Source organism: Marinobacter alkalisoli, from assembly GCF_045449795.1.
Taxonomy (GTDB): domain Bacteria; phylum Pseudomonadota; class Gammaproteobacteria; order Pseudomonadales; family Oleiphilaceae; genus Marinobacter.
In genome coordinates this window covers 12,699-34,444 of sequence record NZ_JBJJLB010000042.1, presented here as the reverse complement: position 1 = coordinate 34,444, position 21,746 = coordinate 12,699, and the positions used below count along the sequence as shown (strand labels likewise).

General features: G+C 57.5%; 15 protein-coding genes. 6 read left to right on the top strand and 9 right to left on the bottom strand.

Annotation, left to right across the window (positions count from 1 at the left end):
* Window positions 1-6: 6 nt before the first annotated feature.
* The 5 genes from livG to ACJO3M_RS17305 all read right to left on the bottom strand — a co-directional run bounded on the left by livG (window position 7) and on the right by ACJO3M_RS17305 (window position 5,348).
* Complete coding sequence (gene livG / locus ACJO3M_RS17325) at window positions 7-762, bottom strand: high-affinity branched-chain amino acid ABC transporter ATP-binding protein LivG (protein ID WP_407002646.1); 756 nt, start codon at window positions 760-762, stop codon at window positions 7-9.
* A gap of 6 nt (window positions 763-768) precedes the next feature.
* Entirely contained in the window at window positions 769-2,040 is a 1,272-nt protein-coding gene (locus ACJO3M_RS17320) for a high-affinity branched-chain amino acid ABC transporter permease LivM (protein ID WP_407002645.1), read from the bottom strand.
* Entirely contained in the window at window positions 2,040-2,963 is a 924-nt protein-coding gene (livH, locus tag ACJO3M_RS17315; protein ID WP_407002644.1) for a high-affinity branched-chain amino acid ABC transporter permease LivH, read from the bottom strand. Before livH ends, ACJO3M_RS17320 begins: the two co-directional genes overlap by 1 nt.
* 162 nt (window positions 2,964-3,125) lie before the next feature.
* Window positions 3,126-4,238, bottom strand: a complete 1,113-nt coding sequence (locus tag ACJO3M_RS17310) for a branched-chain amino acid ABC transporter substrate-binding protein (protein ID WP_407002643.1) — start codon at window positions 4,236-4,238, stop codon at window positions 3,126-3,128.
* Between the two features lie 153 nt (window positions 4,239-4,391).
* Window positions 4,392-5,348: a TPR end-of-group domain-containing protein gene (locus ACJO3M_RS17305; RefSeq protein WP_407002641.1), complete on the bottom strand. Its 957-nt coding sequence runs from the start codon at window positions 5,346-5,348 to the stop codon at window positions 4,392-4,394.
* A gap of 269 nt (window positions 5,349-5,617) precedes the next feature.
* On the opposite strand from ACJO3M_RS17305, the gene ACJO3M_RS17300 reads away from it, so the two are divergent.
* Entirely contained in the window at window positions 5,618-6,112 is a 495-nt protein-coding gene (locus ACJO3M_RS17300) for a MarR family winged helix-turn-helix transcriptional regulator (protein ID WP_036190703.1), read from the top strand.
* A 200-nt stretch (window positions 6,113-6,312) separates the two neighbouring features.
* On the opposite strand, the gene lon is transcribed toward ACJO3M_RS17300, so the two are convergent.
* The gene (lon, locus tag ACJO3M_RS17295; RefSeq protein WP_407002640.1) at window positions 6,313-8,763 is read right to left on the bottom strand and encodes an endopeptidase La; all 2,451 of its coding nucleotides are present in this window, start codon (window positions 8,761-8,763) and stop codon (window positions 6,313-6,315) included.
* A 197-nt stretch (window positions 8,764-8,960) separates the two neighbouring features.
* Between lon and trxA the strand changes: the two genes are divergently transcribed.
* Entirely contained in the window at window positions 8,961-9,824 is an 864-nt protein-coding gene (gene trxA / locus ACJO3M_RS17290) for a thioredoxin (protein ID WP_407002639.1), read from the top strand.
* Window positions 9,825-9,855: 31 nt separating this feature from the next.
* Here trxA and ACJO3M_RS17285 read toward each other — a convergent pair whose 3' ends face one another.
* The gene (locus ACJO3M_RS17285; RefSeq protein ID WP_407002637.1) at window positions 9,856-10,953 is read right to left on the bottom strand and encodes a fatty acid desaturase; all 1,098 of its coding nucleotides are present in this window, start codon (window positions 10,951-10,953) and stop codon (window positions 9,856-9,858) included.
* 135 nt (window positions 10,954-11,088) lie between these two features.
* On the opposite strand from ACJO3M_RS17285, the gene ACJO3M_RS17280 reads away from it, so the two are divergent.
* On the top strand, window positions 11,089-12,111 hold the full coding sequence (locus ACJO3M_RS17280) for an AraC family transcriptional regulator (RefSeq protein ID WP_407002636.1): 1,023 nt from the start codon (window positions 11,089-11,091) through the stop codon (window positions 12,109-12,111).
* A gap of 35 nt (window positions 12,112-12,146) precedes the next feature.
* On the opposite strand, the gene ACJO3M_RS17275 is transcribed toward ACJO3M_RS17280, so the two are convergent.
* Window positions 12,147-13,511, bottom strand: coding sequence for a KamA family radical SAM protein (locus tag ACJO3M_RS17275; protein WP_407002635.1), 1,365 nt, complete (start codon window positions 13,509-13,511; stop codon window positions 12,147-12,149).
* A gap of 639 nt (window positions 13,512-14,150) precedes the next feature.
* Between ACJO3M_RS17275 and aceE the strand changes: the two genes are divergently transcribed.
* From aceE to ACJO3M_RS17260, 3 genes are all read left to right on the top strand, one after another.
* Window positions 14,151-16,820 (top strand): pyruvate dehydrogenase (acetyl-transferring), homodimeric type, encoded by a 2,670-nt coding sequence (gene aceE, locus ACJO3M_RS17270; protein ID WP_407002633.1) that lies wholly within the window; start codon window positions 14,151-14,153, stop codon window positions 16,818-16,820.
* 10 nt (window positions 16,821-16,830) lie between these two features.
* Complete coding sequence (aceF, locus tag ACJO3M_RS17265; RefSeq protein WP_407002631.1) at window positions 16,831-18,510, top strand: dihydrolipoyllysine-residue acetyltransferase; 1,680 nt, start codon at window positions 16,831-16,833, stop codon at window positions 18,508-18,510.
* Between the two features lie 317 nt (window positions 18,511-18,827).
* A complete protein-coding gene (locus tag ACJO3M_RS17260; protein WP_407002630.1) occupies window positions 18,828-20,081 on the top strand; it encodes an NADH:flavin oxidoreductase/NADH oxidase family protein in 1,254 nt (417 codons plus the stop codon).
* Between the two features lie 500 nt (window positions 20,082-20,581).
* Here ACJO3M_RS17260 and ACJO3M_RS17255 read toward each other — a convergent pair whose 3' ends face one another.
* Window positions 20,582-21,727 carry a DcaP family trimeric outer membrane transporter gene (locus tag ACJO3M_RS17255; RefSeq protein ID WP_407002629.1) on the bottom strand — a complete coding sequence of 382 codons (1,146 nt, stop codon included), beginning with the start codon at window positions 21,725-21,727 and terminating at the stop codon, window positions 20,582-20,584.
* Between the last annotated feature and the right edge of the window lie 19 nt (window positions 21,728-21,746).

The window sequence follows — 21,746 nt, the reverse complement described above, 5'->3', positions numbered from 1 at the left end:
CATGGTTCAGGCCTCACCCAGGTAAGCTTTGATGACGTCGTCGTTGTTGCGGATTTCGTCCGGCGTGCCACTGGCCAGGGGGCGGCCCTGGTTTATGACGTTGATCCGGTCGGAAATATCCATCACCAGGCTCATGTCGTGCTCTATGAGCACGACGGACACGTTGTAGTCTTCCTTCAGGCTGACGATCAGTTGGTTCAGTTCCCGGGTTTCCGCCGGGTTCAGGCCGGCCGCAGGTTCGTCCAGCATCAGTAGCTTGGGTTCGGTGACCATGCAACGGGCTATTTCCAGTCGCCTCTGTTGCCCATAGGCCAGGTTGCCGGCATCCCGGTTGGCCATGTCCAGCAGGCCAACCCGGTCCAGCCAATAGCTGGCACGATCCAGGGATTTCTGTTCCCGCTCACGGTAGCTGTGTGTTTTCAGCAGGCCTGAGATCAGGTTGGTGTTCAGGTGCCGGTGTTGGGCGACCAGCAGATTCTCCACCACGGTCATCCGGTTGAACAGGCGCACGTGCTGGAAAGTGCGGACCATTCCCAAGCGGGAAATCCGGAAATCCGGTTTGCCCTGAATTTCACTGCCTTCGAACAGGATTTTGCCGCCGCTGGGTTTGTAGAAGCCACTCATGCAATTGAACACGGTGGTTTTTCCGGCCCCATTGGGGCCGATAATGGATACGATTTCGTGTTCCTGAACGTCCAGGGAAACCTGATCGACCGCCAGGAGTCCGCCAAAGCGCATGGACAGATTCTGTACTTCAAGCATCGTCCGTTACTCCTGTTTTTGCAGCTCGATATGGATGCGGCGCATGGGCATCAGACCCTGAGGGCGCCAGACCATCATCAGCACCATGGCGGCGCCGAAGATCAGCATCCGGAATTCGGAAAACTCCCGGGCCAGTTCCGGCAGGATGGTGACGGCAATGGCGGCGAGGATAACGCCGATCTGCGAGCCCATCCCGCCGAGTACCACGATGGCCAGGATGATGGCGGACTCCAGGAAGACGAACGATTCCGGGCTGATAAAGCCCTGCTTGGAAGCAAATACGGTCCCGGCGAACCCGGCAAAGAACGCACCGATGGTGAACGCGGACAGCTTCACGGCGGTACGGCTCAGTCCCAGCGAGCGGGCAGCAATTTCGTCCTCCCGCAGGGCTTCCCAGGCGCGACCGACGGGCATGCGCATCAGGCGGCGGATGACCAGCGCGGTAATTACGGCCAGCACCAGGGCAATCAGGTACAGGAAGATGATTTTGTGCTCGCTGCTGTAGGCAATGCCGAAGGTTTCGTGGAACGAGGTGTTGCCTTCCTCCTTCACCCGGCGACCGAACTCCATGCCGAACAGCGTGGGGTCGGGGATGCCGCCGATGCCGTTGGGGCCGCCGGTCAGGCTGGTCATGTTGTTCAGCAGGATACGGATGATTTCACCAAACCCGAGCGTCACAATCGCCAGATAGTCCCCCCTGAGCCGGAGTACCGGGAACCCCAGTACCAGTCCAAACAGGGCGGCCAGCAGTGCGCCAATGGGGAGTGCAAACCAGAAGGAGACCCCGTAATACTGGGACAGCATGGCAAAGGTGTAGGCACCGACCGCATAGAAGGCCACGTAGCCCAGATCCAGCAGCCCGGCGAGCCCGACCACCACGTTGAGTCCCAGCGCCAGCATGACGTAGATCAGCACCAGAGTGGCCAGATCGACAGCGCCCCTCGACATGAAGAACGGCCAGATCAATGCCCCGATGATGATCAGCGTCAGGAAGGTGGATTCCAGCTTCAGGCGTTTGCTCTGTTCCATGGGCTGGCGATTGGTCAGGGGGTTGAGTGCCGGGGCTTTGCCGAGCAATCCCATGATGTTGTCGCGGAACAGTTGGAAAAGAAAGACCACCACCGCAGCTAGCAGAACCGAGATCATCGTCCGGGTAGTTGCCCCCTCCAGAATGATATTGGTTCCCGAGGCGACCAGGTTAAAGCCAAGAATTGGATATGCAATGATCAACGTGACAATGGCGCAGAACAGCGCGTGTTTCAGATTATGTGCAGCCATCAGATCTTTTCCACCTCCGGTTTACCGAGGAGCCCGGTAGGCTTGAAGAGAAGAATGAGTATCAGCAGTCCGAAAGACACCACGTCCTTGTATTCGCCACTGAGATAGCCGGAGGTCATGCTCTCGGCCACGCCGAGGATCAGGCCGCCCAGCATGGCGCCAGGGATGCTGCCGATGCCGCCCAGTACTGCCGCTGTAAACGCCTTCAGCCCGGCAATAAACCCGAACAGTGGGTCGATGGAACCGTAATACATGCCCAGCAGCAGACCGGCGACCGCTGCCAGCGCAGCGCCGATGACAAAGGTGGCGGAGATGATGCGGTTGGTATCGATGCCCAGCAGGCTGGCCATACCCAGGTCCTGGGAGACGGCGCGGCAGGCGCGGCCTGTACGAGAGCGGGATATAAACAGGGACAGCAGGGTCATGCAGATCAGCGTGGTGATGAAGATCGTAATCTGCATGTAGGAGATCGATGTCTGAAAGGAGTCCGCGCTGCCGAAGCGGAAGCCGCCTTCAATCAGAGCTGGAAAGCCAATATTGCGGGAGCCCTGGGCCAGATGGACGTAGTTCTGCAGGAAAATGGACATGCCGATGGCGGAGATCAGTGGAATCAGCCGGTGGCGCCCACGAACCGGCCGGTAGGCGACTCTCTCCACAGCCCAGCCCATGGAACTGGAGACAATCATCGCGCAGACCAGCGCAACAATAAGTATCAGTGGAAGCCAGGCAATACCCAGGGCGGCAAGCCCGGTGATGGCGATCAGTGCGGTGTAGGCGCCGATCATGTAGATCTCACCATGGGCAAAGTTGATCATGCCGATGATGCCGTAAACCATCGTGTAGCCGATGGCGATCAGGGCATAGGTGCTCCCGATCGTCAGCCCGTTAATGAGCTGCTGCAGGAAATAAAGGAGATCTTGCATTGTTATGGGACTCCGAAAGCCTGCCCCCTCCACTGGCCACACCTGACGCTCCGGGGTGCCGGCGCGGGTGCGGGAAGGATCAACAGGAGCCTAGAAAAACACCTTCTCCCGGATCGCGGTGAGAAGGTGCTCTCATTATTACCGTTTTTTAACGATTTCGGCTCAGTTTACCGGAGTTTTGCTGCCATCTGAATGCCATTCGTACACAATGAACTCAAATGACTTCATGTCGCCTTTTTCGTCGTACTCAACAGTGCCGATGGGGGTCTCGTAGGAGCCACTGCGGAGGGCTTCGGCGACATCGAAGGGGTCTTTTGAGCCGGCTTCTTCAATGCCCTCGGCAATCAGTTGCACCGCGGTATAGGAGGTCAACACGAACGGACCGGAGGGATCCTCGCCTTTGTCCTCGAAGGCCTTGACCAGATCTTGGTTTTCTTCCTGTTGGTCGAAGCTGGGAGGAAGCGTGACCAGGAGGCCTTCAGAGGCATCGCCGGCGATGGTGTTAATGTCTTTGTTGCCCACGCCTTCAGGGCCCATGAAGACGGTATCCAGCTTTGCCTGCTCTGCCTGGCGCAGGATCAGCCCCAGTTCCGGGTGATAGCCACCGTAATAGACGTAGTCGACATCGGCTTGCTTGAGTTTGGTGATCAGGGACGAGAAGTCCTTGTCACCGGCGGTAATGCCCTCAAACATGGCGATTTCGACGCCTGCGTTCTTCAGGGTGTCACGAACTGCCGTGGCAATGCCTTCACCGTACTGCTGTTTGTCGTGGACAATCGCGACACGTTCGGGGTTGAGGCTGGCGAGGTATTCCCCGGCAACCGGGCCCTGCATGCTGTCGAGGCCGATGGTGCGGAATACCAGTTCGTATCCGCGTTCGGTGATGTCCGGGCTTGTGGAGGCCGGGGTCACCATCAGGATACCTTCGTCCTCGTAGATGTCAGAGGCCGGCTGGGTGGAGCTGGAACACAGGTGGCCGACCACAAAGCGAACGCCCTCGTTCACCAGGCGGTTCGCCACGGTGACCGCCTGCTTTGGATCGCAGACATCGTCCACTTCCACGGCTTCCAGCATTTCGCCGTTGACGCCGCCTGCGGCGTTGATGCGCTCAATCGCCATGCGGGCGCCGGAAAACTGCATATCGCCGTACTGGGCAACGGGGCCGGTCATCGGTCCGGCAATACCAACCTTGATTTCAGCGGTGGCGTGGCCAGCGCCCATCAGGGCAATGGAGGTGCTAACAGCGGTTACGAGTTTCTTTACTGAAGTTCTCATTGGGTCCGTCCTGTTTTGTTCAGGGTTATTCTTATGTTCTCAGATAGTTAAACAAACACCACACCTCGCTGCTTGTCAAGCGGGTTGGGCCAGTCTTTGCTCAGGAACATCAAGCCTTGAAAATACAGGAGCAAAGACTGTGCCGGTGTCGGATTAATCGTCGAGGTGGTTCTCTTCTGTGTCCGGGAAAATGAGGGTCTTGAAGCTGTCGTGGTCCCGTAGTTGCTCGAAACTGGGATCCACGGAGGCATCGTCGCGATAGGCCTCGGAAATGTCGATGGCCTTCTTCAGGGTGGCGACAGCGTCTTCCCAGCGGCCGATTTCGGCGTAGGCGCATGCCAGCTGATAGTGCGCGTGGCCGTTGTCCGGCGCCAGCTTCAGGGCGCGCTGACACAGGCTGATGGCCCACAGCGGTTCCTGCATTTCCAGCACTGCATCGGCCTTATAGCTCAGAGCTTCCACATCGTCCGGGCGTAAATCGAGGATGTGGTCGTAGGCGGAAATTTTGTTCTGCTGGGACGTTTCCTGGCTGGCTTTCAGCCACAGGGAGTGCACTTCGTTGGTGCGCTCAATTTCTGCCTGGTTCTGGTGGATAATGTCGGATTTCTGCTGCAGCTGCTCTTCGATGGACTTCAGCCGTTTTTCGTATTCAACCACCAGTTCGTTGACCCGTTTTTCGGCCAGGCTGGTGAGCTGATTACGCATGTCCCGGATGGAGTTCCAGCCAATGACCACCAGAATCGAGGTAGCGCCGGCAATCAGATAGAAGAAGTAAGTGACCGTGTCGGTGGCGTAGGACATGGTCTTGTCGGCAACGGACAGTTCCTTGTCCACCACCTTTTCAATGAGTTCCGCCCGGGTGTTCTGCATCTCCTTGCGCAGGGCTTTGCTCTCTTCCAGCAGATAGAGTTCCACGAACGGGGTGTACATGGGTTTTTCAAGAGTCTCAATGCGCTGTTCAACATCTTCTGCGCTGAGGTCATCGGGCGGCTCCGTGGGTTGCTGTGCCTGGGCGCTGGTGGCAATGAGCGCAGTGAGCAGGAAACCTGCGAGTAGAGGCAGGAGCCGGGAATTTGCCAGAAGTGTCTGTCGGATAAAATGCGTGGTCATTGAACCTTGTCCGTGTACGGGATTGCTGAAAACAGTGACCTTAGCATAGTGGCTGGCGGAAAAAATGCAGGAAGACCGACAGGATGGGTAAAAACGCCGACTTGCAATTGCAGGAGTAAAGACCTCTAATAGTTAGTGGTATAAATAAATGACGTGCAGGAACAGTGAGGCTTCAGCCGATGGCGGGTAACAAAGTGCTTTACTCGAAACAGCTCAATGCCTCCGATTTCAACCAGAATGGGGCAGCGGGCCCGGATCGGAGTAGTGCCGTGAACAACTATGAACAGGTACTGGTAGCATTGAGACGTGTTATCCGTGCAACTGACCTGCATTCCAAACGCCTGAGCAAGCACGCGGGCCTGACCGGGCCGCAACTGCTGATCATGCGGACGATCCGCGATCTGGGCGAAGTGACCATTGGCACGATTGCTGACAAGGTCAGCCTCAGTCAGGCGACGGTGACCACCATCCTGGATCGCCTGGAGCATCGTCAACTGGTCTATCGGGTCCGCAGTACGCGGGACAAGCGCAAGGTGCATGCGCACCTGACCGAGGGTGGCGCGGATATTCTGGCCCGTGCGCCTCAGCCTCTGCAGGAGGATTTCATCAAGAAGTTCCAGAGTCTGCACGAGTGGGAGCAGACCATGATCATTGCGTCGCTTCAGCGGGTGGCCAACATGATGGACGCTGACGATATCGATGCTTCGCCGGTGCTTGATGTAGGGCCGGTGCTGAAGGACGACGGCTGGAAGGAGAAAGCCTGATATCGGGGGCTGGCCCCGGGGTGGGATACCTTTTCTTCTGGGAAAAGAACTCGCTGCGCTCAGACACCTTTATCCCGGCAGAAAAGGTATCCCACCCCGAGACCGATCAGACATTCAGCCACGTAGGTCGGATTTACCGGTGAACGGCACAATGAGCGAAGCGTAATCCGACAAACTATCCATCCTATCCATCCTATCCATCAATGCACCGAGGCCCCCTTCTTCGGTTTGTCGCCAAAACACACCTGAAACACATCACTATACTGCTTGGCGAAATTCACTGTCAGGCCTTCCTTCAGGTAGTCCGGTAATTCCTCGTAATCCCCACGGTTGGCCTCCGGCAGGATCAGGTTATTGATTTTCTGCCGGCGGGCAGCGATGACTTTTTCGCGGATACCGCCAACCGGTAGTACCTGTCCTGTCAGCGTCAGCTCGCCGGTCATGGCGATGTTCTGCTGTGGCGCTTCCCGGCGGGCAATGGACAGCAGGGCCGTGGCCATGGTGACGCCGGCGCTGGGGCCATCCTTCGGTGTTGCCCCTTCCGGTACGTGCAGGTGCACGAAGGATTTGTCGAAGAACGTGGGGTCGCCCTTGAAGCGCTTGAGGTTCGACGACACGTAGCTGTAGGCGATTTCCGCCGACTCTTTCATCACGTCCCCGAGTTGCCCGGTCAGCTTGAAGCCGCGCTGGGAGCTGTGAATGCGGGACGCTTCGATGCTCAATGTAGCGCCCCCCATGGCGGTCCAGGCCAGGCCTGTGACCACGCCGGTGCCCCTGAGGGATTTTTCCTTGCGGAAAGAAGGCTGGCCGAGGTAGGTCGCCAGGTCCGCAACGCCAACTTTTACGGGTGTGTCCGGATTGTCCAGTAAGCGCACGATGCCCTTGCGGATAATCTTGTGCAGCATCTTTTCCAGGTTCCGCACCCCGGCTTCACGGGCGTAGCCTTCAATGACCTGTTTCACCGCCGCATCGCTGATGTTCAGCTGTTTTTTCAACAATCCCACCCGTTTCAGCAGGCGGGGTATCAGGAAGTGCTTGGCGATGGCCAGCTTTTCCTCGGCGATGTAGCCGGACAGCCGGATCACGTCCATCCGGTCCAGCAGGGGGCGGGGAATGGTGTCCAGTTGGTTGGCTGTGCAGATGAAGAGGACTTTCGACAGATCCATGCGAACGTCCAGGTAGTGGTCCAGGAACTCGCGGTTCTGTTCCGGATCCAGGGTTTCCAATAGGGCAGAGGCGGGGTCACCCTGAAAGGACGCGCCGATCTTGTCGATCTCGTCCAGCATGATCACCGGGTTGGATACTTTGCAGTCCTTGAGCGCCTGTACAAATTTGCCAGGCATGGCGCCAATGTAAGTGCGGCGGTGGCCCTTGATCTCGGCTTCGTCCCTCATGCCGCCGACGCTGAAGCGATAGAACTTGCGGCCAAGGGCATCCGCCACCGAATGGCCGATGGAGGTTTTGCCCACGCCGGGAGGCCCGACCAGCAGCAGGATCGAGCCGCTGACTTCGCCTTTGAAAGTGCCTTCGGCAAGGAATTCGACAATGCGATTCTTGACGTCATCCAGTCCGTCATGGTCACGATCCAGTATCCGTCGGGCTTCGGCGAGGTCGAAGTGGTCCTCGGAGGTCTGTCCCCAGGGTACCTGGGTCAGCCAGTCCAGGTAGTTACGGGTGACGCCATACTCCGGTGAACCCTGTTCCAGCACCTGCAATTTTTCGATCTCGTCGTTGAAGCGTTCGCTGACCTGATCAGGCGGGCTCAGTTTTTCCATGCGGGCCTGGAAGCGCTCCACGTCGGCGGTCTTATCGTCCTTGGCCATGCCCAGTTCACGCTGGATCACTTTCAGCTGTTCCCGCAGGAAGAACTCGCGCTGGTGCTTCTGCACCTTGTCGTTTACTTCCTCGCTGATTTCCGCTTGCAGCCGTGCGACCTCCTGTTCCTTGCGCATGAGCAGCAACACTTTTTCCATGCGGCGGAGCAGGGGAACGGTGTCCAGCACTTCCTGGAGTTCTTGTCCCTTGGCGCTGGTCATCGAGGCGCCGAAATCGGCCAGGGGGGAGCTGTCGTCCGGACCGAAGCGGGACAGGTATTGCTTTACCTCTTCTCCATACAGCGGATTGGTGCGCAGAAGGTCCTTGATGGCGCTGATGATGGCGAGGGTGTAAGCCTTGAGTTCGTCGGCCTCCTCCTCCGGCTCATTGGGATATTCCACCTCCACCAGGTAAGGCGGTTTGCGCCTCAGCCACTGGACAATGCGGAACCGTTGCAGGCCCTGGGCAATAAACTGCACTTTGCCGTTCTCCTGCTGGGCGTGGTGAACCCTGACGGCGCAGCCCATGGTTTCCAGCTCTTCGCTGGCGGGGATGTTGCGTTCAGGGTCCGGGCCGTCGACAAAACAGATGCCGAGAACCTTGTGGTCGGTTTCCCCCACACGCTTGAGGGTTTCGTTCCAGGGATCCAGATTGACCACCACCGGCTGGACCTGGGCCGGGAAGAATGGACGGTTGGACACCGGCAGTACGTACATGCGCCGGGGCATCATCTGTTGGGGCAGAGCCAGGTTCTTACTGTTCTCGTCTTTACCAATGTACTCGGTGACGTCTTCCTCGAATTCTTCCAGAGAGTCGTTACGGTTGTCTTCATTCATACCGTGCAAGCATCCATTCGGAAAGTTTGGCAGGAGAGGCTATTGCCCCGATGTCTCACATATTAGGTTATGTAACGTCGGTTAAGGGTATTTCAAGGATGTCCCCTTAAGATGTGCGTAAACCTTGAAATCCGACGGTTTGCCCCCACAACCATGGCAAACTCAACGAACTTTCCCAACCTGTTCAGGTGCTACTGATGAGCGATTCGCCTTACATCTTTGAAGCCAACATGGAGAATTTCCAACAGAAAGTGATGGAAGCCTCCTCAACCACTCCTGTCCTCGTTGATGTGTGGGCGGAATGGTGCGCACCCTGCAAGCAACTGATGCCGGTGCTGGAAAAGCTGGCGGAGGAGTATCAGGGCGCTTTCCTTTTGGCCAAGGTGAATGCAGACGAGCAGCAGCAACTGACGGGGTCGCTCGGCGTACGCAGCCTGCCGACCATTATCCTTGTAAAAGACGGCCAGGCCGTGGACGGCTTCAATGGCGCGCTGCCGGAGAGTGAGATTCGCAAGGTGCTGGACAAGCACGTGGAAGCCCCTGAGGAGGATCCCTACGAAAAAGCTCACCGCCTCTGGGAAGGTGGCGACGTCGAGGGCGCATTGGCGATCCTGACGGAAATGAACCAGAAAGATCCGGAGGACCTCAAGGTCCTGATTGACCTGGCGCAGCTGAAAGCGGAAATGGGTGATCTGGAAACCGCCGAGCAGGTGCTTGAGAGCCTTCCGCCGGAAGAGAAGTTGCAATTCCAGGCCAAGCAGCTGGCGGCCCGCATCAAGTTTCTGAAGCAGTCCGCGGAGTTGCCGCCCGTCAAGGATCTGGAAATGGCGCTGGAGCAGGATCCGAAAGATCCCCATGCCCTGCATCAATTGGCGCTGCACCATATCCTGCGGGAAAACAACGCCGAGGCGATGGAATTGCTGATCCGCCTGATGCAGTCGGACAGCAAATACAAGGACGAGGTCGCCAAAACCACCTTGATCGAGCTGTTCGACAAGCTGGGCAACAACAACCCGGATGTGCGGACCTATCGGCGTAAGCTGTATACTCTGATGCATTGATCTGTGCGGGCAGCGTGAGCCCTTGTTGGGCTCACGNCGCTGCCCGGCGCTTCTCTGCAGAAGCTTCCGTGTAAAAGCGGTTCCCCCTCAGGAAAGTTCCGTAGTCGTTAAAGCGAACCCCCATCTCTCGCATCACCTTGTGGGCAGCCGGTGCCGTCCATTGCCGGATATAGAAAGGTTCCCGCACCGCAAAGTGGTGAATCGCATGGGTGCTGCCGAAGTTGAAGCAGAAAACCTGCATCGGCATCAGCCACCAGGGGTTGAGGACCTGGCATTGCTGCATCACGTTTCGGGCTTCAACATCGCCATAGTAGTGCATGTTAGAGCTGATGAAGTGCAGGCAGAACGTGCGCAGGAAAGACGGCAGCATGTACACCACGGCAAAGGTGTTCAGAATGCTCATGGCCGCTGACAGCTCGGCAGACAGGGTGAGCGGGTTGCCGCTGATCTGGGCGGTGAACAGGACCACATGGGCGACCACCCAGGTATGAAACAGCAGGTAATAAATGTTGCCCAGCGGTGCATAGGCGAACATCTGCTGCAGGCTCATTTTTCTGGCTTCGCCCCGTGATGCGGGCTTCTGGGAGCGGATGTACTGGCGCACGGCGCGTTGCATGGTAAACGGGCGGAGGAATACCGCCATCATGTTGTCCCCGGTCATCAACAGGCGCCGTAAACCCCAGCGCTCGCCATTGGTAATGCCTCGCTCTTCCAGGTCGCTCTCGGTGCCGCTGAATTTGTGGTGGTGCAGGTGAAGCTTGCGCCGTACAAAGGGATTGACGGTACTGGCCCGTGCCAGCCAGCCGAGCGCCAGCATAAGATCGTTGGCCCAGGGGCGGTTCTTGAAGTACATCAGATGGATCAAGTCGTGTTCCAGCTCATGAATGAAGGAAGCGAAAATGGCCGTTGCCGGAATGCACGCCCACCAGGGTATGTGGCCCATGACGTAGAGCGTTCCGCTGGCGATCATGCCCAGCAGCGAAACGATCATGATCGTTGCGCCGATCAGGTTCTGGTGTTTCTCAAGCCACGGATGGCGGCGGCGAAGTGCGCGACCCTCTTCAAGGATGGTCTTGCGGATGTAATCGGTTTTCTCCGCATCGGTCATGGTGTTTGGATCAACAGACATGGATTTGACCTTTTTAACGGTTAGGGTTGGCAACCAGGCACCTGTACCTGGTGTTATCTGATGCTATTGTGGCCGTCTCCATACCGAATCCGGGTATGATTGCACGACAAAAAACGATCATTAGACGACATTACAATGACAACCGTTTCCATTGTTTCCAGTCAGCCTACTGTTCCAGGGACCTACGTTCTGCTGCTGATAGACGTGGTAGAGCGGTGGAATGTCACCGTGGAGCAGCTGTTGTCGGAGGAGGGGCTTGCACTGGAAGACCTGCTGCGCAGCGGCTTCCGCCTGCCGAGAGAAAGTTTTTCACGGCTTATCCAGCGGGCTATCTCGCTCACCGGTGAGCCCGGCATCGGTTTCCTGTTGGGATTACAGATGAAGGTGTCGTGTCATGGAGTGATCGGGCAGGCTGCCATGGTGGCAAAAACGCTGGGCGAAGCGCTCGATATCGCCCAGGCCTATTTCGCCGTCCCATCGTCCAACCTGACATTGTCCCTCGATCGGGAGGGTGACGAGGTTCGTCTCACACTGAGTGAGCGGGATGGGCGCTACCAGCTCGGGGAGGTGGGGGCACAGTTCCTTCTCACCGGGTTTGCCGCCATGGGGGAGGCGCTCACCGGCCGCAGGCTCAAGGGGAAGGGGGTGGTCCGTTTTCCAGAGCCGCCCTACATGGATCGTTTTGAGCACCTGATCGCGGGGCCGCTCATTTTTGGCGGTGATTTCAATGGCTTCATCTTCGACGCATCGATTCTCGACTACCCCCTGGTCATGGCGGACCCGGTGGCGGCGCGGGTTGCCCGGGAGCAGTGCAAGGAAGAGCTCGGGCGGCTGGGTGGCGGGCGCTCGCTGGTGCAACAGGTGCGGGATCTGGTGTTTGATGAAGAGCTGGGGTTTGCTTCCATGGAGGAGGTAGCGGAAAAGCTGAATGTGACTCCGCGAACGTTGCAGCGCAGGTTACAGGCCGAGGGTGTGGTGTTCCGGGAATTGGTGGAGTCGATCCGGCAGCAACATGCCAGGCGCCTGCTTGCTATCCGGCAGAAAAGTATTGGTCAGGTATCGGATTTGTTGGGCTATTCAGATGTCACTAATTTCAGTCGCGCGTTTCGACGCTGGACAGGCTGTTCGCCGCGGGACTACATGAAGGCGCCGGACTAGCGGCGCCTTCAATTCAGGAGAGATAGGGGCTGGCCTCAGCCATTCCCCTTCTTCATCTGCTCGTACTCATCCTCAAAGAAGAACTTCTCTTCCCCGAGTGCCGGTTCCAGTTCATGCAGCCAGGTGGCTGTCTCACTGTACTTGGCGAAGAACGGGCGCTGTACCCAGTCCGGGTTGCGGCCCTGCAGGAAGCGCAGAACGAAAACCTTCTCGCCATTGATTTCGGTGATGCCCTGTACCTCTACCTTGCCGGGGCCAGCGCTCATGCTGGGGCCGCGGGCGGTGCGGGCCAGGCCGGAGACCTTTTTCATGGCTTCGCGGTAGATCTGGAAGGCTTCGGCCAGCGGCACCTCGAAGTAGTTTTTCGCGCCGGTGTCCCGCTCCACAAACATGTAGTAGGGAATGATGCCCAGCTGCACTTCTTTCTTCCACAGCTTGGCCCACGCCTCGGCATCGTCATTCACGTGCTTGATCAGCGGGCCCTGGGCGCGAATTTCGGCGCCAGTGGCACGGATGCGACGGATCGCTTCTTCGGCGATGTCGGTGGTGATTTCCTGCCAGTGGTTGTAGTGCGCCATGATCGCCACGTGCTTGCCGGCGTCGACCAGGCGGGCAAACAGGTCGATCAGCTCATCCGCGTCCTTGTCGGTCACGAAGCGATACGGCCAGAAGGTCAGGGCCTTGGTACCGATGCGGATGGTCTGGATGTGGTCGAATTCCGGCTGCAGCAGCGGCTCCAGGTATTGCACCAGGCTTTTGGTCTTCATCACCATGGGATCGCCGCCGGTGACCAGTAGGTCAGTGACCTCGGTATGCTCCTGCAGGTAGCCGTGCAGTTTCTCGGCTTCCGTGCTGGACATTTTCAGGTCCTTGTCACCGACGAACTGCGCCCAGCGGAAGCAGAAGGTGCAGTAGGAGTGGCAAGTCTGCCCCTGGGCCGGGAAGAACAAAACGGTTTCACGGTACTTGTGCTGTACGCCGTCCAGAACCTCGCCATCCAGCTCCGGCATGTTCATTTCCATCTGGCCGGCGGGATGCGGGTTCAGCTCGTCACGGATTTCCTTGGCAACGGCCTGAATTTCTTTCTTGTCGGCACCTTCCCGGTGCATCTTTGCCATACGTTCGAAATGTTCGTCCTTCAACATGCCTTTTTGCGGGAAGACAAGTTGATAGATCGGATCGTTAGGTACCTTGTCCCAGTTGATCAGTTCGTTGATTACATACTCGTTGACCCGGAACGGCAGTACGCTGGCGACGACCTTCATCTCGAACAGGGTGTCTTCAGGGAGATTCTGGATAACCTCAATCTTGTCGAGCTGGCGGTCTGTATAGACCTTGAAGCGCCGCTCTTCGAACTCGGCAGTCGGGATGCGGTTCGGGAACGTGACGATGGAGTTCATAGATCGCCCTCTGGTTGAATGCCAATGTCAGGAGGATGGGCGTTGCCAACGCTCCTCTGGTTAAAAAACGGGCAGGCAAGTATACATAAATCGATATTTATTTTCAGGTCTAATTAAAAAATCCTGGCCTAATGGCGGGGATTGTTAAGTAATTTCTGGGAAATTCGTGGAAAGTCATCGAAGTGAGGCGAAAAGTCATTAATGTCAGGCTGGTGATTCTTTTAGCGTGATAAGGATAGGTTACCCCCTGATAGGAATACTACGACCTTGGTCTAGACTTGGTTGTTTGATGCTCGAAAACCCGTCATTATTACGTAAGTAATCGCAAGAAAAGGTTTTGGTAATCCTTAAATAGCCTTTAATGTTGCATGTCTATCTGGTTTTGTAGTAAAAAAACTACATAATGACGAGCGAAATCTGAGCAGTTTCAGGCCGGGCTCATACCTTTTGGCCAAAAGCCGCTACTACAAAGGCGTCCGGGCAGTAAAGTTGGCCAAGCTGTTCTATGCTTGATGACACTAGTCAGGCGGAAATAACCAAAACAACAGGTTCTGCAATACACCGCAGCGAATAACACCGCAGGCGCCAGGCCGCTGATCGTGGCCCGAGCGGCCTTTTTGATGCCAAGGGGAGGGTTTGATGTACCAGGACGATGATCCCATCGAGACCAGTGAATGGCTTGATGCACTGGAATCTCTTATTGAACAGGAAGGCGTGGACCGCGCCAAGTATATTCTGGAAAGGCTCTCCGAACGAGCCAGCCGCGACGGCACCGAGCTACCGTATTCGATCACCACGCCATTCCGTAACTCCATCCCCGTAACCCAGGAAGTTCGCATGCCTGGGGATCTGTTTATGGAGCGCCGTATTCGTTCACTGATCCGCTGGAATGCCATGGCCATGGTGCTTCGAGCCAATCAGCGCCCGGGTGAGCTGGGCGGGCATGTGTCCTCTTTCTCCTCGGCGGCCACGCTGTACGATGTCGGCTTTAACTACTTCTTCCACGGCGGTGATGAAAAACGGGAGTCGGACCTGGTGTATTTCCAGGGGCATTCGGCGCCGGGTATTTACGCCCGTTCCTACCTGGAAGGCCGCTTTGACGAAGCACAGCTGGACAAGTATCGGGAAGAAGTGGATGGCAATGGCTTGTCCTCCTACCCGCACCCCTGGCTGATGCCGGATTACTGGCAGTTCCCCACGGTATCCATGGGCCTTGGCCCGATTCAGGCCATCTACCAGGCCCACGTGATGAAGTACCTGCACAGCCGCGAGCTGATCGATATGGGCGACCGCAAGGTGTGGTGCTTTATCGGTGACGGCGAGTGCGACGAGCCGGAAACCCTGGGCTCCATTTCCATGGCCGGCCGTGAGAACCTGAGCAACCTGATATTTGTTGTTAACTGCAACCTGCAGCGTCTGGACGGTCCGGTGCGGGGCAACGGCAAGATTATCCAGGAGCTGGAAGGCGTGTTCCGTGGTGCTGGCTGGAACGTGCTGAAAGTGGTCTGGGGCCGTATGTGGGATCCGTTGTTCGAGAAGGACGAGGACGGCCTGATGCAGCGGGTGATGGATGAAGCCGTGGACGGTGACCTGCAGAACTTCAAGAGCAACGGTCCGGCCTATACCCGCAAACACTTCTTTGGTAAGTATCCGGAGCTGTCCAAGCTGGTGGAAAACCTCACCGACGAGGACATCAACAAGCTCAACCGCGGTGGCCACGATCCCTATAAGGTATACGCGGCCTACCATCACGCCATTCACAACAATGGCGGACGGCCCACGGTGATCCTCGCCCATACCATCAAAGGTTATGGTTTCGGTTCCGCCGGTGAGGCACAGAACACCGCGCACTCCCTGAAAAAGCTGGATATCGAGCAGCTCAAGGCCTTCCGTGATCGGTTTGCCGTGCCGCTTAAGGACGAAGAGCTCAAGGAAGTGCCGTACTATCGTCCGGCGCCGGATAGCCCGGAAATTGTCTACATGAACAAGCGCCGACAGGAACTGGGTGGTTTCTATCCCAAGCGCCGCAAGGACTGCCAGCCACTGCAGACGCCGCCGCTGGACACCTTCAAGGCATTGCTGGATGGCTCCAATGGCCGTGAAATCTCCACCACCATGGCCTTTGTGCGCCTGCTGACGGCCCTGACCAAGGACAAGCGCATTGGCAAGCGGGTGGTCCCGATTGTGCCGGACGAAGCCCGCACCTTTGGTATGGAAGGCATGTTCCGCCAGTTGGGTATCTACACGTCGGAAGGCCAGAAGTATGTGCCGGAAGATCGTGACCAGATCATGTACTACAAGGAAGACAAGAAAGGTCAGATCCTTGAAGAGGGGATCAACGAGGATGGTTCCATGGCGGCCTGGATGGCGGCAGCGACCTCCTACAGCACCAACAACTTCCCGCTGGTGCCGTTCTACATCTTCTACTCCATGTTCGGCTTCCAGCGTGTGGGCGATCTGGCCTGGGCGTCTGGCGATATTCAGGCCCGTGGCTTCCTGGTTGGTGGTACCGCCGGGCGCACCACGCTCAACGGTGAAGGCCTGCAGCATCAGGACGGCCACAGCCACATCCTGGCGCAGACCATTCCCAGCTGTAAGGCTTACGACCCGGCCTACGGGTACGAGATGGCCGTGGTTATCCAGCATGGCATCAAGGAGATGTTTGAGGACAACCAGAATGTCTTCTACTACCTGACCATCGAGAACGAAAACTACGAACAGCCGGCCATGCCGAAAGGCAAGAAGGTGGAAGACGGGATCATCAAAGGTATGTACCTGCTGGATTCCGTTGAAACCAAAGGGCGCAAGAAAACCCCGCGGGTTCAGTTGCTGGGCTCAGGCGCCATTCTCAACGAGGTGCGTGCCGCTGCTGAACTGCTGAAGGAAGACTTTGGCGTAGCCAGCGATGTCTGGAGCGTGACCAGCTTTAACGAACTGGCCCGCGAGGGTCTGCACATTGAGCGCTGGAACCGCCTGCACCCGGATGACACGCCCAAGAAGGCCTACATCACCCAGTGCCTGGAGAAACAGCAGGGGCCGGTGGTGTCGTCCACGGATTACATCAAACTGTTGTCCGAGCAGGTGCGTGCCTATATTCCCAAAACCTACCTGACCCTGGGTACCGACGGTTTTGGTCGCAGCGACACCCGCGAGAAACTGCGGAGTCACTTCGAAGTGGATCGCTATTACGTGGCGGTTACCGCGCTGTCGGCTCTGGCACGGGATGGTGAGATCAAGGAGGACGTGGTTCTCGAAGCCATGCGCAAGTACGGAATCGATCGCAACAAAACGAACCCGGTGCTGAGCTAAGGAGACCGCCATGAGTGAACAGGAAATCAAGGTTCCGGATCTCGGCGGTGCAGACGAGGTCGAGGTTATTGAAGTTCTCGTCAGCCAGGGGGATTCGGTTGAGGAAGAAGATCCGATACTGACGGTAGAGTCTGACAAGGCGTCTGTTGAATTGCCGTCGCCCGGTGCCGGCAAGATCACCAAAATCACCGTCAAGGTGGGTGACAAAGTCAAGGAAGGCGACGTTGTCGGCATGATGGAAGCCAGCGGCGACGCCGGTGGTTCGGATGACGATAAAGACGCAGGTGAAGAAGCCAGCTCCGGCAAGGACGAAAAAGCCGAAGCCAAGTCGGAAGACAAAGCGGAAGAGGCAAAGCCGGCACCGAAGAAATCCGGCGGTTCCCGCAAGGAAACCGTTCAGGTTCCGGCTCTGGATGGCTTCGATAACGTACCGGTGATCGAGATCAACGTCAGCGAGGGCGATGAGGTTGAGGCGGATGATCCGCTGGTTACCGTGGAGTCTGACAAGGCCACTATGGAGATCCCGTCTCCCTTTGCCGGCAAGATCGGGAAGATTCTGGTGAAGGAAGGCGACAAGCTTTCCGAAGGCAATGACCTGGTCGAAATGACCGTTGTGGAAGAAGGCAGTGAAGAGGGCGGCGAGGAGGAAGCGTCTTCTGAACCGGCAGAGTCTTCCGGCGGCGACAAGCAGGAAAGCAAAGCCGGGTCGAAAGGCAAGAGTGAGGAACCGAAGTCTGAGCCGGCTTCTGCGACTTACGAGCCGCCCACACCCGGCGCCAAGGTTCACGCCGGCCCGGCGGTGCGCAAGCTGGCCCGCGAATTCGGCGCGGACCTGACCCGCATCAAGGGTTCTGGCCCGAAAAACCGCATCCTGAAAGATGACGTGCAGGCCTATGTGAAGAGCCAGCTGCAGCAGACGCAGCAGGGCAGCACGGTGGCAGGCGGCGGTGGTGCCGGCATTCCCGGCGTGAAACTGCCGGACTTCAGCCAGTTCGGTGACATCGAGCGTGAATCCATGTCGCGCGTGATGTTCGCTACGGCCAACAACATGCAGCGTAGCTGGCTGAACGTGCCCCATGTCACCCAGTTCGAGGATGCGGACATCACTGACATGGAAGACTTCCGCAAGGCGCAGAAAGCGGCCGGCGAGAAGAAGGGTGTGAAGATGACGCCGCTTCCGTTCCTGCTGAAGGCCTGTGCCACGGCGCTGGCGGAGCTGCCGCAGTTCAATGTGTCGCTGGACATGGAGCGCAAGGAGGTCATCCGTAAGCAGTACATTCATATCGGGATTGCGGTGGATACGCCTCACGGGCTGATGGTGCCGGTGATCCGCGATGTGGACAAGAAGGGGCTCTGGGAGCTGGCCGCGGAAAGTGCGGATCTGGCCCAGAAGGCCCGGGACAAGCAGCTGAAGCCGGCGGAGATGCAGGGTGCCTGCTTTACCATTACCAGTCTGGGTGGTATCGGTGGTACGGCGTTTACGCCGATTGTGAATACGCCGGAGGTGGCGATTCTTGGGGTGTCCAAGGCGGCGATGAAGCCGGTCTGGGATGGCAAGGATTTCCAGCCGCGGCTGATGTTGCCGCTGTCGCTGTCCTACGATCACCGTGCGGTGAACGGGGCAGACGCGGCGCGGTTCACGACGCTGCTGAGTCAGCTTCTTGGGGATATTCGGTCCCTGTTGCTTTGAAAGCAGGGAGATCCGCCCCCAGCCTGTGAGTTGTGGGGCGGCGAGAGGCGGGTAATACGCTTCAGGACACGCTACGAGCACATCCATGTGCGCTTGTTTCGGGCCGTCCATGGCCCTCAACAGTCCTGAAGCGTATTACCCGCCTCTCTCGTTTTTACCACGAGTTATTTCAACAGTGCCTCACCGGCCTGGCTCCCAGAGTTCTGGAAACAGTTCGCAACTACACGCCCACGCTGTCATAAGGGCCAATGCTCTAACCCTGATTACTATCCAACATCGCCTCTACAGTCATCCGAATGGTTACTACAGAGGCCTCCATGAAACCCGCCGACATCGTTTCGCAATCGCTTACCCTCAAGAACGGCTCCGTTATTCCCAATCGCTTTGCCAAGTCCGCCATGAGCGAGACCCTGGGCACCATTGATAACCGGGTCACCCAGGATCTGGTGACGCTGTACCGCACCTGGGCCGAGGGCGGTACCGGGCTGTCGATTACCGGAAACGTGATGGTGGATCGCCGGCACATTGGCGAGCCGCAGAATGTGGTGCTGGAGGATGAGCGGGATCTGGCGTTGCTGAAGGCTTGGGCGGAGGCCGGGAAGGTTGGGGGTAATCAGATCTGGATGCAGCTGAACCATCCGGGCAAGCAGAGTCCGAAGATGCTGAACCGGGATCCGGTGTCTCCCAGTGCTGTGCCGTTTCGCAAAGAAATGCGGAGTATGTTTGCAACCCCCAGGGCGCTGACCGGGCCGGAGATTGAGGACATTATCCGGCGCTTCGCGAAAAGTGCGGCGATTGCGGAGAAGGCGGGTTTCAGTGGGGTGCAGATTCACGGTGCCCATGGGTATCTGGTGAGTCAGTTTTTGTCGCCTCATCACAATCAGCGGACGGATGAGTGGGGTGGCTCGGCTGAGAATCGGATGCGCTTTGTGCTGGAAGTGTATAAGGCGATTCGGGAGGTGACCGGGGAAGGCTTTAATGTGGGCATTAAGCTGAATTCGGCGGATTTCCAGCGGGGTGGTTTTACCGAGGAAGAATCCCTGGCGGTGATTGAGGTGCTGGCGGATCAGGGGATTGATCTGGTGGAGATCTCCGGGGGGAATTATGAGAATCCGGCGATGGCCAAGGGCGCTGAAGGCGGTGAGGTGAAAGAGAGCACGTTGGCGCGGGAGGCGTATTTCCTGGAGTTTGCCGAGAAGGTGCGAGAGCGGGTGGATGTTCCGTTGATGGTGACCGGTGGGTTCCGTACGGAAACGGGGATGGCGGATGCCATTGCCTCTGGTGCTACGGACCTGGTGGGTATCGCGCGTCCGCTGGCGGTGGAGCCGGATTGTCCGAAGCGGATTATGGCTGGTGAGTCGTTTACCAGTGCGGTGAAGCCGATCAGGACGGGTATTCGTTTGATTGACGATATGGCGTTGATGGAAGTGAGTTGGTATACCCGGCAGCTTGGCCGTATGGGGAAGGGCAAGGCGCCGCGTACCCATGATCGGGGGGTGCTTTCTTTGATGGAGGTGATTGGGGTGATGGCTTCGCGTGGGGTTCGGACTCGGTTGCGGGCCGGGGAGTAAGCCTTTCTTTGGTGGTAGGGCGCGGGTGGGGGTGTCTTGCAAAAAACTCCGCTTGAACTCGCTGCGCTCAGACAGGCGGTGTTTTTTGCCAGACACCCCCACCCACACCCTGAAGACCTTGGGAGGGGAGTCCTTTTAATTTGCGAAGTACATTCCTTCGAAGTAGTCGCGGAGATCCTGTATGACGGCGGCTTCGAAGGGGTGGGTCAGTTCGAAGAGCAGGCTGTAGTCGGTTGATGTTTTCATGGTGTCACCTCTGTTGGATTAAAACAGTGGCGGAGTGTGGTCCGTCACTCTGACTTCAATAGATGTACCTGCATCAGATATGCCAAAAGACAAGAGTGCTTGCAGGCTGCTGAATAGAAGGGAAAATTGGGTTTATCGCTGAAGGAAGGGCTGCGGGGGATGCTGCGGTTTGGTGCGGTTGATCCTGGATGGGGCGCCCAAAAGAAACCCCGGCGCTGGGCCGGGGTTTCTCCTGAGTTAACTTCTAAAGGAACTTAGAAGTTGTACTGGGCAGCGAACAGGAGGCGGTTGGCATCGCCGTCGTCGCCGTTGACGTTTTCACGCTGCAGGAACTGGTATTCAACGCCCATCATGACGTTCTGTACCGGAGTCCACTGGTAGTTGGCCATAACGGCTGAGTTGGTTTCGCTCTCGCCGGCTACTGCAGCGGCACCGAGATCATCTTCGGCATCATCCCAATCCACTTCAACGATACCGTAGCCAATGTTGATGCTGCGGCCGCCGCCGAGGTTGAAGCCGGCACCGACAGAGCCGCCGTAACCGGAAATGGACTCTACATCGCCACTTCCATCCACGTAGGCGCTTGCGGCACCGAAGTTCTCACCTGAGCGATACAGATAGCTGTTGGCACCATCTGAGTAGCTGACGGTACCCTGGATGGTGATCATGTCTGACAGCGCCATTTTGGCCGCAACAAAGGTAGCAAAACCAACAGTGCTCTCGTCATCGTCACCGGTGTCATAGCCTACCTGGTGAGCCAGAACGGCCGCTGAGTAGGACAGGCCATCGGCTGAATCCTGCAGGCGAGCTGTGAGCGCTGGCAAGCTGTCCTTTTGAGCAGTGTTAGCCGCTTCTGAGAGGAAAGAGCTATTCGGCTCTTCCAGGGAAACGGAGAGCGGACCTGAGGTGTAACGTGCCTGGGCGCTACGAGCCTGGAAGCCGGCGAGGCCGGGCAGGGAGTCGAAGTCCAGGGTTGAGGTGTTACCAACGAAGCTGCCGAAGTTGGACCAGGTCTGACCCATCAGCACGCCGTTGTATTCACCATAGGCATGACGAAGGCGCAGTGAACCGCCACCGCTGCCGCGGAAGTCACCTTCAACGTTAATCTTGACACCCTGAGGTGTCATGGTAGTTACGCCGATACGGCTCTGGAAGGCGTCCGCGCCGAAGTGGCCGTCTGCTGCATCATCATTGTTGGCGAGGCCAGCGTATGAGCCGGAACGCGTGCTCAGTGACTGATCGCTGTCAATGTCGTAGGAAGCGTTAAGACGACCGTAGCCGTATACGCTCATTTCGTAGTCGCCAGCGTTGAAACTGACTGCTCCGGCTTGTCCAGCTACCCCCAATACCGCTGCTGCTGCCGTTGCACGAATTGCCATTCTCAGTTTGTTGCTTTGCATCGTTGTTGTCTCCACACAT

Excerpts from the sequence above, each read along its gene's own strand:
- livG (WP_407002646.1), bottom strand. The coding sequence starts at position 762 with ATGCTTGAAGTACAGAATCTGTCCATGCGCTTTGGCGGACTCCTGGCG.
- ACJO3M_RS17320 (WP_407002645.1), bottom strand. The coding sequence starts at position 2,040 with ATGGCTGCACATAATCTGAAACACGCGCTGTTCTGCGCCATTGTCACG.
- livH (WP_407002644.1), bottom strand. The coding sequence starts at position 2,963 with ATGCAAGATCTCCTTTATTTCCTGCAGCAGCTCATTAACGGGCTGACG.
- ACJO3M_RS17310 (WP_407002643.1), bottom strand. The coding sequence starts at position 4,238 with ATGAGAACTTCAGTAAAGAAACTCGTAACCGCTGTTAGCACCTCCATT.
- ACJO3M_RS17305 (WP_407002641.1), bottom strand. The coding sequence starts at position 5,348 with ATGACCACGCATTTTATCCGACAGACACTTCTGGCAAATTCCCGGCTC.
- lon (WP_407002640.1), bottom strand. The coding sequence starts at position 8,763 with ATGAATGAAGACAACCGTAACGACTCTCTGGAAGAATTCGAGGAAGAC.
- trxA (WP_407002639.1), top strand. The coding sequence starts at position 8,961 with ATGAGCGATTCGCCTTACATCTTTGAAGCCAACATGGAGAATTTCCAA.
- ACJO3M_RS17280 (WP_407002636.1), top strand. The coding sequence starts at position 11,089 with ATGACAACCGTTTCCATTGTTTCCAGTCAGCCTACTGTTCCAGGGACC.
- ACJO3M_RS17275 (WP_407002635.1), bottom strand. The coding sequence starts at position 13,511 with ATGAACTCCATCGTCACGTTCCCGAACCGCATCCCGACTGCCGAGTTC.
- aceE (WP_407002633.1), top strand. The coding sequence starts at position 14,151 with ATGTACCAGGACGATGATCCCATCGAGACCAGTGAATGGCTTGATGCA.
- aceF (WP_407002631.1), top strand. The coding sequence starts at position 16,831 with ATGAGTGAACAGGAAATCAAGGTTCCGGATCTCGGCGGTGCAGACGAG.
- ACJO3M_RS17260 (WP_407002630.1), top strand. The coding sequence starts at position 18,828 with ATGAAACCCGCCGACATCGTTTCGCAATCGCTTACCCTCAAGAACGGC.
- ACJO3M_RS17255 (WP_407002629.1), bottom strand. The coding sequence starts at position 21,727 with ATGCAAAGCAACAAACTGAGAATGGCAATTCGTGCAACGGCAGCAGCA.